Here is a 14,728-nt window from a genome sequence, read left to right on the forward strand (position 1 = left end):
AAAATGACACAGATATTTAATTTTAGCGCTGGGCCTGCAATGATGCCGCGCGAAGTGTTAGAACAAGCGCAAGCGGAATTATTAAACTGGCAAGGTCAGCACACTTCAGTTATGGAAGTGAGCCACCGCGGTAAGCTGTTTATGGAACTGATTACCCAAGCAGAAAAAGATTTCCGCACGCTTTATCATATTCCTGATAATTACAAAATTCTCTTCTTACAAGGTGGTGCGCGCGGACAATTTGCCGCTGTGCCGATGAATTTAATTAGTGAAAAAGGCAAGGCGTTATATTTAACCAGTGGTCATTGGTCGGCGACAGCAGCCAAAGAAGCCCGTTTATTCTGCGAGGTTGATGAGATCAATATTTTATCCGAAGGTGCCGAATTAAAAGTGGATCGCCTTGATTTCAGCGATATTGCCGATCAGTATGATTATGTGCATTATTGCCCGAATGAAACCATTAGTGGTGTGGAAATTTTTGATGTGCCAAAGGTGGGCAATGCGGTATTAGTGGCGGATATGTCTTCCAATATTCTTTCGCGCGAAGTGGATATTAACCAGTTTGGCATTATTTATGCAGGCGCGCAGAAAAATCTTGGCCCAGCGGGCATCACCATTGTGATCGTGCGCGAAGATTTAATCGGCAAAGCACGCAAAGCCACGCCATCTATTTGGAATTATGAAGTGCAAGCCAATAGCGATTCGATGATCAACACGCCACCAACTTTTGCGTGGTATTTGTGTTCTTTGGTGTTCAAATATTTGCTCGAACGCGGTGGCGTAAAAGCGGCGGAAAAACGCAATCAAGAAAAAGCACAGCTGCTTTATGATTATTTAGATCAAAGCGATTTCTATCATAATTCTGTGGCAAAAAACAACCGCTCTTTAATGAACGTTACCTTTAGCACAGGCAATGATGAATTGAATATGAAATTTGTTGGCGAAGCTGCAGAAGCGGGCTTGCAAGCCTTAAAAGGCCATAAAGTGATTGGCGGAATGCGCGCTTCTATTTATAACGCAATGCCGATTGAAGGGGTAAAAGCCTTAATTGCGTTTATGGAAAAATTTGCTGCCGAAAATCGTTAATTTTATTTTTAATATCAAAGGCTTGTTGATTCTAGGCAAGCCTTTGTTATTCGCTGTATCAACAAGTAAAAACAAGGAACAACAATGCAATTTATTGATGTTGCAAATGAGGGGGTGAAATCTCTCTCCCCTTATCAAGCAGGCAAACCTATTGAAGAATTAGAACGTGAACTTGGCGTGCAAAATATTGTGAAATTAGCCTCTAACGAAAACCCTTTTGGCTTTCCACAAAGTGCGATTGACGCCATTCAAGCCCAGCTGCCGCACCTTACACGTTATCCAGATGCCAACGGTTTTGAGTTAAAAGCCGTCATCGCTGAAAAATTTGGCGTGAAACCTGAACAAATAACTCTTGGCAATGGCTCAAACGATTTGTTGGAATTATTCGCTCACACTTTTGCTAGCGAAAAAGATGAAATTATTTATTCGCAATATGCGTTTATTGTCTATCCTTTAGTTACGAAAGCCATTAATGCAGTAGCAAGAGAAATTCCTGCTAAAAACTGGGGGCACAATTTAGACGGTTTTTTGCGAGCGATCAATGACAAAACCAAGCTCATTTTCATTGCGAACCCGAATAATCCAACGGGAAATTTCCTTTCCCAGCAAGAAATTGAACAATTTTTAGCGCAAGTGCCAGCCCATATCATTGTGGTGCTTGATGAAGCCTATACAGAATTTACTCGTCCCAAAGAACGCATTGATTCTTTTGCCCTTGCGAAAAAATATCCGAATCTAATTATTTCTCGCTCCCTTTCAAAAGCTTATGGATTGGCGGGATTACGCATTGGCTATGCGGTGTCTAACCCTGAAATTGCGGATTTATTAAACCGTGTGCGTCAGCCGTTTAACTGCAACGTACTGGCACTTTCCGCAGCTGTGGCAGTGCTGAAAGACGATGCTTTCGTCGAAAAAGTGGCAGAAAACAACCGCACTGAAATGCAACGCTATGAACAATTTTGCCAGCAACATCAGCTGGAATATATTCCGTCCAAAGGCAATTTCATCACCATTGATTTTAAACGCCCAGCGCAGCCTATTTATGAACAATTATTGCGTGAGGGCGTGATTGTGCGTCCAATCGCAGGTTATGGAATGCCAAATCATCTACGCGTGAGCATTGGTCTGCCTGAAGAAAATGATAAATTTTTCATCGCACTTTTGAATGTATTAAATAAGGGCTAAAGGGAATATGGAAAAATTAACGCTACAACCTATTTCGTTTGTGGAAGGGGAAATTAATCTCCCTGGTTCAAAAAGTTTATCCAACCGCGTCTTGTTATTAGCCGCGCTTGCCAAAGGCACAACACAGGTGCGAAATTTGCTCGACAGCGATGACATTCGCCATATGCTCAACGCTTTACAAGCCTTAGGCGTAAAGTATCAGCTTTCACAAGATAAGCGTGAATGCAAAATTGAAGGCGTGGGCGGGGCATTTCAATGGCAAGGCGGTTTATCCCTTTATCTTGGCAACGCGGGAACGGCGATGCGACCTTTGAGTGCCGCATTATGCTTAAAAGGGGAAGTGCCTGCGGAAATCATTTTAACGGGTGAACCGCGAATGAAAGAGCGTCCAATTAAGCATTTGGTGGACGCATTACGTCAAGTTGGCGCGAATATTAGCTATTTAGAAAATGAAGGCTACCCGCCCATTGCCATTCAAAATAGCGGTTTAAAAGGCGGAAAAGTGCAAATTGACGGCTCAATTTCTTCGCAATTTTTGACCGCACTTTTAATGGCCGCGCCACTTGCAGAAGGGGATATGGAAATTGAAATCATCGGTGATCTGGTTTCCAAACCTTACATTGACATCACCCTTGCAATGATGAAAGATTTCGGCGTCACCGTGCGTAATGATGGCTACCGCACGTTCTTTGTACAAGGCAACCAGAGTTACATTTCGCCCAAACGCTATTTAGTGGAGGGCGATGCCTCTTCCGCCTCTTATTTCCTTGCTGCAGGCGCCATTAAAGGAAAAGTGAAAGTTACCGGCATTGGCAAAAACTCCATTCAAGGGGATCGTTTATTTGCCGATGTACTAGAAAAAATGGGTGCGAAAATCACTTGGGGAGAAGATTTCATTCAAGCAGAAAAAGGCAATCTCAAAGGCATTGATATGGATATGAACCATATTCCCGATGCCGCAATGACCATTGCCACCACCGCGCTTTTTGCCGATGGGGAAACCGTGATCCGCAATATTTATAACTGGCGCGTAAAAGAGACCGACCGCCTTAGCGCAATGGCCACCGAGCTACGCAAAATCGGCGCAGAAGTGGAAGAGGGCGAAGATTACATTCGTATTCAACCGCTGCCGTTAGACCAATTCCAACCAGCGGAAATCGAAACCTATAACGATCACCGAATGGCAATGTGCTTCGCCCTTGTAGCACTTTCCAACACCCCGGTAACCATTCTCGATCCTAAATGCACCGCGAAAACTTTCCCAACGTTTTTTGCGGAGTTTGGGAAGATTGCAAAATGATGTTTTTATATCCTAGATAAAAAAAGCCCCAAGGTGTTTGCCTCGGGGTTTATTTTTCGTATGAAATTAAAAGTGCGGTGGTTTTTTCGCACATTTTTTATTTCAGATTTTCCATTTTTTTATGGCTAGCTTTTGCAAGAATTCCCTTTCTTCATCACTTTGCCGAAATCATTTTGGCTATCTGGCTTGCTTTGGTTATTGGGAGCACCTTTTTGTACAGGGTATTTGCTGTCCATTTGCCACGCATTCCAACCACCGTCATAAATTGCCGTATCTTGCCAACCTGCCAATTGGGTGATAAACCAAGAAACGCCAGCACGCCAGCCCGTGCCACAATAAAACGCCAATTTATCCCCTTTGTGAATGCCTTGCGTTTGCCATAAGGCAAAGATCTCATTTGGGTTGCGCAAGGTGTTATCTGGATCGTAATAATCTGCCAAGTTGGAAGAGTCTGTGCCAGCAAAGCCCCAAATTGCGCCCTGCGGTTCGCCTTTGCCGAGGATATAATCATAGCCGCTGATCTTGCCAGTGTATTCGTCCCACGCTCGGTTACTGATCAGCTTTAAGCCTTGTTTTTGCGCATCGATAACCTGCTGCGGCGTGACAATATCAATTTGTGGATTGGCCGGAATTTTTGTGCCAAATTCGCGTTCAGGCTGCGGAATATTGACCTGCGTTTCCGTAGGTAAACCTGCGTCCCCCCAAGTGCCAAGATTACCATTTAGCACGCGAACATCTTCCACGCCAGCCCATTTTAACGCCCAGAAAATGCGGTAGGCGGCGAGCTGGTTGTCGGAATATAAAATCACGGTTTTATCTTTTGTGATGCCATTTTTTAGCAAGTTCTGCTCAATCACGTCAGGGGAGGACAAATTCCATACGGGATCGTTTTCCACCCAATCCGTATTAAAATGGTAAGCGCCCACAATGTGCTGGGTGTAAGATTTAGCATTTTCCAAACTGCCCCAAGACACTTCAAACAGCATTACTTTGTCATTGGTTAAGGTTTCTGGTTTTTCGCCTTTTAATGCCGCATTCACCCATTGTGGCGAAACGCTATATTGGAAATTCGCAAAGGATTCCAGCGGATAATCCGCATTGACATAGCTGATAAAATCGTTAAAACGATGAACTTTGTAGCCTTTTGCGGCGAACTCGGCGGTAACGCAATCTAAATTGTCGGCATTGCTATCATAAAAAACCAGATTCTTTTCTTTGGTAATCCCCTTCCCTTCGACAAAAGATTCAAATTTTTCAGGTTGAATATTGCCAATCCAATCACAGCTAAATTGCACTGCCCCTTTGATGTGTCCGCCCCTTGTGGCGTTTTTATCTTTGAAACCGTTATATAAACTGTCTTGCCTTGTATCCACAATAACAAAATCAGGATTCTCAAGCTGCTTGAGCAATTCTGGGGTATCAATCACTTTCACCGTGCGATCATCACAAGCAGACAACGCCACGCTCACAGCGACCGCCAATAAGATGGGTTTCATTTTCATAAGATTTCCTTTTGACTAAAGTTAAACGCCACATTTTGTGGGCTTGATAACAACAGAAGTTAGCCAACAACCCAGCATAATCATCAAGGTTGCTAGCCAGCCTTGCCAAGAAAAATAGGCGGTGGAAACTAACGCATTGGTTACGGTACAACCGCCAGCCAAAGTCGCACCAATGCCCATTACGACACCGCCCAAAATCCGTTGCAGCACGCCTTTCGGCTCAGGAAAACGCCAATGCAATTCGCCTGCTAATTTAGCGCTCAGCAAGGCTCCCAGTGGAATGCCTAACACAAAAAGCGTTCCCCAGTTCCAGTAACGCTGCTGCCCTGTTACCACATATTGCACCACATTGGCAGAAGGCACAGAAATGCCAAAACCGAAATTTCGCCCTGTTTTTGCACTCAACCACCACGCCACAATGCCTAACAATCCGATGGCTACGGCAGTGAGAAAAGGGTGCCAAGTGCGGGCAAAAATTTTAGGTAAAATCAACGCAGCACTAGGCTCTTGCGGAAATTGATAACGCGGGTGTTTGATATAGTAATAAAGCAAAAGTACAGTAATAAAAATTAGCAAAATCACGCAAATCCAAGGGGAAAGATTGAAGGTGAGATAAATATTATCCAACGGGGTAGGATTTTCTAACAGAGCATTAATTTGATATTTTAAAATCCCTGATTGCGTGGCCGCCATTGTAAGGGCAAAACTCAGCAACGCCAAATAACTCCCTACTGCCCCTTCAGCACTACGAAACCACGCACCGCTACCACAGCAATTCGCCAAACTCATTCCGATACCAAACAACAATCCCCCTAACAGCGTGGCGAAAATCGGTAGCTGGCTTGTAGGAATAGTGATGAGGTTAAACTGCGCAAGGGTAAAAAATCCCACCGATTGGATAGATATGGCAATAAAAAGTGCGGTCAAAAAACGGATATTTTTTTGCGTATAAAGCGTCCGAAAGCCAGACACAAAACAGAATTGCCCACGTTGTAACAAAAAGCCAAACAATAGGCCGATAAGAAAACCTGAATACATCGATTAAACCTTAATACGATTATTTGGAAAGTGCTCGAATTAAAGCATAGCCTACGAAAATTTTCAATTTATTAAATCTGATTTTCTGTGTGAGATCACAAAAAATTCGCCAATTTTTAACCGCACTTTCAATGAGGAAGATCAAAAAGAAAAACAGATTTTCCATTGAGATTACACACATAAAATAGTAAAGTAACTCACTGTTTCTTCATTCATTACAACTCAGCATACAAGGCGGAATCTATGGGAAAAAGTGTTGTTATCTTAGGCGCTCAATGGGGCGATGAAGGTAAGGGGAAAATCGTTGATCTATTAACAGATCGCGTAAAATATGTGGTGCGTTATCAAGGCGGACACAATGCAGGGCATACTCTGATTATTAACGGTGAAAAAACCGTGTTACGTCTGATTCCATCGGGTATTTTGCGTGAAAACGTCACCTGTTTAATCGGTAATGGTGTGGTGCTTTCACCAGAAGCCTTAATGCAAGAAATGGGCGAATTAGAAGGGCGTGGCATTAATGTGCGTGATCGTTTGCTTATTTCAGAAGCTTGTCCATTAATTTTGCCTTATCACGTTGCAATGGATCACGCTCGTGAAGCTGCATTGGGGAAAAAAGCCATTGGCACAACCGGCCGTGGAATTGGCCCTGCCTATGAAGATAAAGTGGCACGCCGTGGATTGCGTGTTGGCGATCTTTTCGATCTTGAAAGTTTCGCTGAAAAACTCAAAAATATTTTAGATTACTACAACTTCCAACTTGAGCATTATTATAAAGTTGAGCCAGTTGATTACGAAAAAACCTTGGCAGCAATCAAAGAAGTGGCGCCAATTATTACTGGAATGGTTGCCGATGTTACCGCGATTCTTGATGTTGCACGCAAAAATGGCGATAACATTCTGTTTGAAGGCGCACAAGGCACAATGCTTGATATTGACCAAGGCACTTACCCTTATGTAACCAGTTCAAATACTACGGCTGGCGGAGTTTCCACAGGCTCTGGCTTTGGCCCACGCCATATTGATTATGTGTTAGGGATCATCAAGGCCTATTGTACCCGTGTTGGTGGTGGCCCATTTGCAACAGAATTATTTGATGATGTGGGTGCTGAAATTGCACGCAAAGGGAATGAATTTGGCGCAGTAACTGGCCGTCCACGCCGTTGCGGTTGGTTTGATGCTGTGGCAATGCGCCGTGCTATTCAAGTGAATTCCATTTCAGGTTTCTGTATGACTAAACTTGATGTGCTAGATGGTTTTGATGAAATCAAAATCTGTGTTGGTTACAAAATGCCAAATGGTGAAATCGCTGAATTTGCTCCGCTCGCGGCAAAAGATTGGGAAGGCGTTGAACCTATTTATGAAACGCTTCCAGGTTGGAAAGAAAGCACTTTTGGCGTAACCGATGTGAATAAATTGCCAGAAAACACGCGCAAGTATATTAAACGCATTGAGGAAGTAACAGGTGTACCGGTGGATATTCTTTCAACTGGCCCAGATCGCATTGAAACAATGATTTTACGCGATCCGTTTGCTGAATAAAACTAATAAGCCTCTGTCTATAAACAGAGGCTTATTTTTTATATTTTATTTCTTCGGCTCTAACACAAATTCACCGAATGAAGAATTAATATGGAAATTTGGTTTTTCTGTTTTTGGATCAACCCAAGTAATCCAATTTGCTTGTTCTTTGCCTTTTCCTTTAATAATAGAAAATTCCGCACGATAAGCCCCTGCGCGGATTTTATTGCCTTGAATTAAATTATGTTCTTTTAATTCACTAAGCGCAATTTTACCCTCAAGGGTATAACCTTTTTCCGTGTGAACGCCCACGGTTTCTAAGGTTTTTGGATCCCATTCTGCATTAATATTTTTTTCAACATCACGTAACATTGATAAGGTGCGGCCTTTGTAATCCATTTCTAAGGCAACATATTTTGGATATTTTCCATCTGCTTGCTGTTTATCAATTTCGCCCGGCGCCATAAATAATTCTACACGGTCTTCACGCGCAACCATCCATTCGTGATCGGTGGTGTCATAAATTAAAACATTCGGATCTTCTACATCAAAAGAGAAATAAAAATTTTGATCATCGTGAAACGCCTTAAATTCTGTTTTTGGCATTTGTGCTTGTTCCCAAGGATTAACAAAATCCGTTACTCCTTGCACTTTTCCCCACACGGCTTCATCAAGCTTACCATCTAACACGGGCGCTTGTGATTCAAATGCCACGTTATAGCTCTTAGCTGGTGCTTCTGCTGCTGCATTCATTGAAAATAATGCACCGAAAAGTGTTGCAATTAATAATTTCTTCATAAAAATTCTCCTATGAATTAAAGATGAAATGAATCATTATCTATGAGTTTAGCGCATTAAACGAATAATAGTGATAGTATTTACCACCATAACCGTACTTTCTAATAACACGCCACCTAAAGATCCCACTAAAATATTATTTGTTAGCCAACAAGCTGAACCGACTAACATAAATAAACGCATTGGAATGCCTTTTAATAAAAATAATGAAATCGTTCCAATGGTTGAAGCAATAATTGGGAAAACTTGCCAAACGGAATCTGCAATGACATAGCCAAAAATAATCCCTAATAAAACAAAAAAGAAGGCAATATATTTTGATGAAACATAAATGGACGTTGCCGTTCTTAAGGTGGAAAGTAACGAACTTAATGCCGCTACATTTGCACCTAATAAAATAAAATGGCTCATATAAGTGATATTTTGAATTAACATCACAATTTTGAGCTTTTTATCATTCTTTTGATAAAAACAAATTACTCCTAATATAAAAGCTAAAATACCGAGTAATTGTGGAATGTTTATAATATTGTCTAGCATAAAATGTATTAATTAATATTCTGTAAACTTATATCTAGCCAAACAAAATTGAATTTAAACTAGAATATCCGTTCTGTCTATGAATAAGTTTTGATTTTGTGATCTTGATCTAAAATTTTTCAAAACAATGTTTCAAATAAGAAAAGCGGTCTAAAATAGACCGCTCTTTTTCTATGTATCCTCTCTGCGTCACGCCATCAGATTAAATGTTTAACGGCTGTGCGGTTTCTTTTAGTACGGCATTAAGGGCTTCAATGTTGGCTTTACCTTCGTTGAGTAACCATTGTTTTGCTGCTTCTGCACCTTCTGCTTTAAAAATTTCCGCAGCACCTGCCCAAGTGGCACGTCCGCATAATACGCCGTTGAAATCACAACCTGCATCTTTGGCAAAACGTAGCGTGTCTAAGAATAATTGTGCGCTTACACCTGCACTTAAGAAGATAAATGGAATTTCGGTGGCATCGCTTTGTTCTTTGAAGTACGCTTTCGCTTGTGCTTGGCTATATACTGCTTCCTGCTCTGCGAAACCTTCGACAAATTTCATATCCACTGGCACTTCCACTTTTAATACATCAACGCCAAAACGTGGCTCGGAGAATAATTTCATTGCTTCGATCACTTTGCGCGGTTTGATTTTCGCGTATTCTTTCGGATCAGAAATATTCGCGTCATAGCTCACAAGCTCTAGGAAGAATGGCATTTCTTCTGCTTTACATTCTGAAGCCACGCGTTCTACAAAGGCTTCTTTGCGATCATTCACTTCTTTGCCTTCGTCAATGTCGATATAAAGCAATAATTTGATACCGTCTGCGCCTTTCGCTTTTAAGCGTTGTACGGAAACATCATCAATTAAGTCAGGGTAACGGCCCGGTTGGGTTTTGTCGTAACCAGTTTTTTCATAAGCCATTAATAAGCCTGCGTTGGCAGCACGTTTTTCAGCCGCTTTCCAGCCCACTTCTGGGTCAAGCAAAATAGATGAGGCATAAGGGGTTAAGTATTCAGACACCAATACTTTAAACTCTGCAAGTTGTTCATTACTTGCTGATTCGCCAAGCATACGGCGTAATGTGCCACGCTGGTCAATGGCGAGCGCCGCGATTAAATTGTCTTGGCTACATAATTTTTTTAAACGTTCAGTTCTTAACTTTGACATTGTTTTCTCTCCATCTTTGTAAATATAAAAATCTTAAAATTTTTCACCGCACTTATAAACTTGTTCGCCTTGAATATAAGTGGCTTGAACTTGTAATTCTTTGTTTAATAACGTGAAATTTGCTTCTTTGCCGACAGCAATATCACCAATGCGATCTGCCACACCTAAATAAGTGGCGGGAATGGTGGTAACCATTTGAATGGCTTCCCATACAGGCACATCGGCTTTAAATACCATATTGCGCAAGGCTTGATCTAGGCTACAAGTGCTGCCTGCAAGGGAGCCGTCAAAGGTTCTCGCTTGCCCGTTTTCTACACGCACGGTTTGCACGCCTAGCGTGTACTCACCGTCTGGCAAGCCACCTGCGCGCATACAATCTGTGATCAACACCATTCTGCGGTAAGTTTTTAATTTATAAGCTAAATTTAATACGGCTGGGTGAACGTGAATGCCGTCTGCAATAATTTCCGCCAGCATATCGTGATATAACACCGCCCCCGTACAACCCGGCTCGCGGTGATGTAAAGCACTCATTCCGTTGAATAAATGTACACCGCAATCCGCCCCTAAATAATAGGCTTTGGTCACTTGCTCAAAGGTGGCGTTAGTGTGTGCCACAGACACCTTCACGCCATTTTCTACCAACCATTTAATGGCGGGTTCTGCATTTTCAATTTCAGGCGCAATGGCAACACGCAGCAAAGTGCGGTCGGAAATTTGTAATAATTCTTCTAACTGTGGAATCGTTGGCGGCATTAAATATTCGGTTGGGTGCGAGCCACGATGGCGCTCAGTGAAATAGGGCCCTTCCATAAAGCTACCCAATAATTCTGCGCCTGATTGCTTGCCTTGTTGAATGTAATCTTTCATTCGTTGCATTGATGAAAGAATATTTTGCCAAGGGGCTGAAACTGTCGTTCCCACCCACGCGGTAACCCCTGTTTGTGGTAGCGCTTGTGCAATAGTAGCCAGCGCAGTGTCGTTTTCGTCCATCACATCTGCCCCTGCGCGGCCGTGAATATGCACATCAATAAACCCTGCGGAAAGATAGCTGTCAGGATAATAATGCACATCGCAATCAACAGGCTTTTCTTCTTGGATACTTTCTATTTTGCCTTGATTTATCACCACATATTTATTCAGTAATTCCCCTGATGAAGTCATCACTTTTTCAGGTTTAATGGCATAACGCATTGTTTTTTTCCTCTTAATCTACAATAATCACTTCAATATTATTTTCCTGAAGTGCGGTCAAATATTCAGGAGAAATGCCAGAATCGGTAATTAATACATCAATATCGGCAAATTTGCGGATAACGTGACAACTTTTTTTACCAAATTTACTGGAATCCGTTACCGCAATCACTTGATTAGAAATCTCACACATAATGCGGTTGAGATTCGCCTCTTGCTCATTATGCGTAGTAATACCTGCTTGAATATCAAATCCATCAACGCCAAGAAAAACCTTGCTAAAACAGTAATTTGCTAAACTGGCGTCTGCTTGTGGGCCAGAGAAAGACATTGCGTTTTTGCGTAATTTACCGCCTGTCATTAGCACTTCCACATTTTCCGCATCGGCTAATTCAGAAGCAATATCTAGCCCATTTGTCATTACCAGCACATTTTTCACTGTGGATTTTTTCAACGCTGCAGCAATTTCTCGCGTGGTCGTGCCTGAATCTAAAATAATAATATCATCGTCATTAATCAGTTTTAGCGCGGCTTCCGCAATCTTATTTTTTGCCCCTAAATTACGATGTCTTTTTTCGGCATTGCTTAATTCTGCGATCATTCCTTTATTCGGTACAGCACCACCGTGTGAACGCACAATATAGCCATTTTTTTCTAAAAAATTGAGATCTTGCCGAATAGTAACGGTAGAAACAGAAAAGGTTTCAGCCAAATCTTCCACTCGCGCAGAAGAATTTTTATTGACTATTGCGACAATCTCCATTCGTCTTTCAATTGCACTTTTCATCTTTTTCCCTTTGACCGGTTTTATATTGTATCAATTATAGCCTTAAACAAAGATAAATGAAAGAAAACGAAATGATATATTAAAAAAATAGGAATATAATATGTTAGAAGTCTCCTCCTACTTTCATTTTCTTATTTCTCGCTATGCTGTATTCTAATATTCTGCCCTAATACCTCAATTTGCGTTAGAGCAGTAAAAGGGGATTTGTCTTCACCTTTTATAAAATTAGTCAGCAAAATAAAATCACTTTGTCGTTGCTTGAAAGAAAATGTCTGCGGTTGTCCTGTTCGGCTTAAATGCAAGATTTCTTCGCTACCATCAGAAAAATGTACACTCAAACTTTCCCACCACGCATCGTGAGGAAAATCCGCTCTTAACATCAAAATCAAGCCGTCAATTTCTACTGTTCGTCCAAAATCGATTTTTAATTGTGCATTAGGGGATTGGGCGTTGCTCCAAGAGGTAAAAGGGTAAGAACCGTGAGCATTGCTATCAAAAATGCCATCAATCGCATTATAAGGAGCAAAGCGAATATTACTCGGTACGATATTACTGCTAATTCGTGGATACACGCCTTCTTGCTGCGGCTGAAAATATGGGTTAAAGGCGAGATTGCCATATTGCGCCACTTCGTAATCTCTGGCTACGCGTACCCATAGAAAATGAATGCCCCCTTGGAATGCCTTATCGCTGTTAAATAAACGTCTGTCATCGCCAAAAGGAATGCGGTATTCAAAGCGATTTTCAGTTAAATACACAAGGGCACTTTCAAGGCTGTCTTCTAAACGTAATTTTAAATAGCAAGGTACATTATCTGTTTCAATACAAATGCGATCGCCTGCTTGATACTCACCTTTGTAGGTTAGCATTAAGAAATCAAACGCACTTTTACACAGTTTAATATTATCGTCTTTATCTAGAATGCTTAGCGTAATTTTTGTCATCATTCTTCCTCAAAAAAATCAGCCACCATAACAGTGGCTGATTCATCAGATTATTTTGCTTTTGCTGAAGCCTCAATGGCTTGGAATTCTTCAGGATTCCACGCCATTGGTTTTGGTTGTGTGCTGATCCAGTCGTAAAATGCTTTTTGCAATTCTTTTACTTTTTCTGGATATTTATCAGCCACATCTTGGCTTTCTGCTGGGTCAACTTTGTCGTGATAAAGATGAAGTTTGTTACTTCCGTCATTGTAGAAATATAACGCCCAATCTTGATCGCGAATTGCCCACGAGCTTTTCGAGAGTTTTTCTAAGTTTGGATTTTTCGGTGCATCATTAGTGTTATAGGTGATATATTTCCAATAATCCGCCCAGAATTTTTGGTTATCCTCACTATAATGTTTCGCACCAGGCCCCGCCCAATAGAGATATTTATGCGGTGAAACTTTTTCTTTGCCTTCTAGCACTGGCAAAATATCACGACCATCAAGTTTTAAAGAAGCTGGCACTTTAATATTCGCAGCTTTCAGTGCTGTTGGTAGAATATCTACTGCAGAAATTAAGCTGTCATTTTTGGTATCCGCTGGAATGTGTCCCGGCCAAGAAACGATGAATGGCACTCGCACACCACCGTTATACATTTGTCCTTTAAAGCCACGATCCATTCCATTTAATGGCATTGGCGCTTCGTGAACCGAACCATTGTCGGATAAGAAGAAAATAATGGTGTTATCTAATTTGCCGTCAGCTTTTAATTTGTCGATGATTTTACCAATGCCCTCATCAGCCGCATTGATCGCCGCAAAATATTTATCCGCTTCCACATTCCCTGTATTAAAACGATCCATATATTTGGCAGGTGATGCTTCTTCCAATGGAATGTGTGGTACGCTATAGGCAAGATTTAAGAAGAATGGTTTATCCCCTGCTTTATCAATAAATTGCAGCGCTTCATTGGTTAAATTATGGGTTAAATAGCCCGGTGCTTCGATTGGTTTGTCATTACGCCATAGTGCTGGGGAATTCCACAATGCCGCCCCTGATACAAAGTAGCTGTAAGAATAATCAAAACCGCGATCGGTTGGGAAATAACCTTTATCTGGTACAGATGAGAAGTTATCGTGGTAATCACGGGTTTTTACATCATCAGGCTTAGTGATACGTCCAATTTTTCTGTCTTTATTCACTCGAGCATTATGGTATTTACCAATATTCGCCGTGGCATAGCCATTTTCTTGGAATAACGCTGGCAACAGCTTCACATCAAGTGGAATACCGTTGAAAGAATCATCATTACTATAAATACCAAATGACGCTGGATAACGTCCTGTCAAAATCCCTGCACGAGATGGGCCACAAACAGGGTGAGCAACGAACGCATTGGTCATTTTTACCCCAGTTGCGGCTAATTTAGACACATTCGGCATTGCACGCTGTGCAGCGTCAATCATTTTATCTAAATCACCTTGATAACGAGCAGCAACAGGGCGTTTGCTTAATTCGTTCTTGTCTAAGCTGTCAATGGCGAAATCAAGCTGCCCTGTGCCTAAATCATCCATTACAATAACCAGCACGTTCGGTTTTTGAGGATCTTGGCTGTGTGCGTAAACAGGCTGAGCCGCAGCACCAACAACCAATGCGGATAATAAACACTGACTAAGTAACGAGCGTTTCATTATGATC

At 41.7% G+C, this 14,728-nt stretch carries 13 protein-coding genes; 4 read left to right on the forward strand and 9 right to left on the reverse strand.

Features of this window, described 5'->3' with window-relative positions; all coding sequences use genetic code 11:
- The first annotated feature begins 3 nt into the window (after window positions 1–3).
- From serC to aroA, 3 genes are all read left to right on the forward strand, one after another.
- A complete protein-coding gene (serC, locus tag C3007_RS04395; protein ID WP_103853284.1) occupies window positions 4–1,086 on the forward strand; it encodes a 3-phosphoserine/phosphohydroxythreonine transaminase in 1,083 nt (360 codons plus the stop codon).
- Between the two features lie 84 nt (window positions 1,087–1,170).
- The gene (gene hisC, locus C3007_RS04400; RefSeq protein WP_103853285.1) at window positions 1,171–2,271 is read left to right on the forward strand and encodes a histidinol-phosphate transaminase; all 1,101 of its coding nucleotides are present in this window, start codon (window positions 1,171–1,173) and stop codon (window positions 2,269–2,271) included.
- A gap of 7 nt (window positions 2,272–2,278) precedes the next feature.
- Window positions 2,279–3,571 carry a 3-phosphoshikimate 1-carboxyvinyltransferase gene (gene aroA, locus C3007_RS04405; protein WP_103853286.1) on the forward strand — a complete coding sequence of 431 codons (1,293 nt, stop codon included), beginning with the start codon at window positions 2,279–2,281 and terminating at the stop codon, window positions 3,569–3,571.
- A 125-nt stretch (window positions 3,572–3,696) separates the two neighbouring features.
- Here the strand turns inward: aroA and C3007_RS04410 are convergent, their stop codons facing one another.
- Window positions 3,697–5,073, reverse strand: a complete 1,377-nt coding sequence (locus C3007_RS04410; RefSeq protein ID WP_207763690.1) for a rhodanese-like domain-containing protein — start codon at window positions 5,071–5,073, stop codon at window positions 3,697–3,699.
- A gap of 21 nt (window positions 5,074–5,094) precedes the next feature.
- Entirely contained in the window at window positions 5,095–6,111 is a 1,017-nt protein-coding gene (locus C3007_RS04415; RefSeq protein ID WP_103853287.1) for a YeeE/YedE family protein, read from the reverse strand.
- A gap of 243 nt (window positions 6,112–6,354) precedes the next feature.
- On the opposite strand from C3007_RS04415, the gene purA reads away from it, so the two are divergent.
- On the forward strand, window positions 6,355–7,653 hold the full coding sequence (purA, locus tag C3007_RS04420) for an adenylosuccinate synthase (protein WP_103853288.1): 1,299 nt from the start codon (window positions 6,355–6,357) through the stop codon (window positions 7,651–7,653).
- A gap of 45 nt (window positions 7,654–7,698) precedes the next feature.
- Here the strand turns inward: purA and C3007_RS04425 are convergent, their stop codons facing one another.
- From C3007_RS04425 to C3007_RS04455, 7 genes are all read right to left on the reverse strand, one after another.
- Window positions 7,699–8,430: a carbohydrate-binding family 9-like protein gene (locus tag C3007_RS04425; protein WP_103853289.1), complete on the reverse strand. Its 732-nt coding sequence runs from the start codon at window positions 8,428–8,430 to the stop codon at window positions 7,699–7,701.
- A 48-nt stretch (window positions 8,431–8,478) separates the two neighbouring features.
- On the reverse strand, window positions 8,479–8,970 hold the full coding sequence (locus C3007_RS04430; protein ID WP_103853290.1) for a YgjV family protein: 492 nt from the start codon (window positions 8,968–8,970) through the stop codon (window positions 8,479–8,481).
- A gap of 202 nt (window positions 8,971–9,172) precedes the next feature.
- Entirely contained in the window at window positions 9,173–10,123 is a 951-nt protein-coding gene (locus C3007_RS04435; protein ID WP_103853291.1) for a tagatose 1,6-diphosphate aldolase, read from the reverse strand.
- Between the two features lie 33 nt (window positions 10,124–10,156).
- A complete protein-coding gene (nagA, locus tag C3007_RS04440; protein WP_103853292.1) occupies window positions 10,157–11,317 on the reverse strand; it encodes an N-acetylglucosamine-6-phosphate deacetylase in 1,161 nt (386 codons plus the stop codon).
- Window positions 11,318–11,330: 13 nt separating this feature from the next.
- Complete coding sequence (gene agaR / locus C3007_RS04445) at window positions 11,331–12,104, reverse strand: transcriptional repressor AgaR (RefSeq protein ID WP_103853293.1); 774 nt, start codon at window positions 12,102–12,104, stop codon at window positions 11,331–11,333.
- A gap of 131 nt (window positions 12,105–12,235) precedes the next feature.
- Window positions 12,236–13,051: a hypothetical protein gene (locus tag C3007_RS04450; RefSeq protein WP_123772524.1), complete on the reverse strand. Its 816-nt coding sequence runs from the start codon at window positions 13,049–13,051 to the stop codon at window positions 12,236–12,238.
- A 47-nt stretch (window positions 13,052–13,098) separates the two neighbouring features.
- Entirely contained in the window at window positions 13,099–14,721 is a 1,623-nt protein-coding gene (locus tag C3007_RS04455; RefSeq protein WP_103853295.1) for a sulfatase family protein, read from the reverse strand.
- Window positions 14,722–14,728: the final 7 nt, after the last annotated feature.

This window comes from Avibacterium gallinarum, from assembly GCF_002921135.1.
Taxonomy (GTDB): Bacteria; Pseudomonadota; Gammaproteobacteria; order Enterobacterales; family Pasteurellaceae; genus Avibacterium; species Avibacterium gallinarum.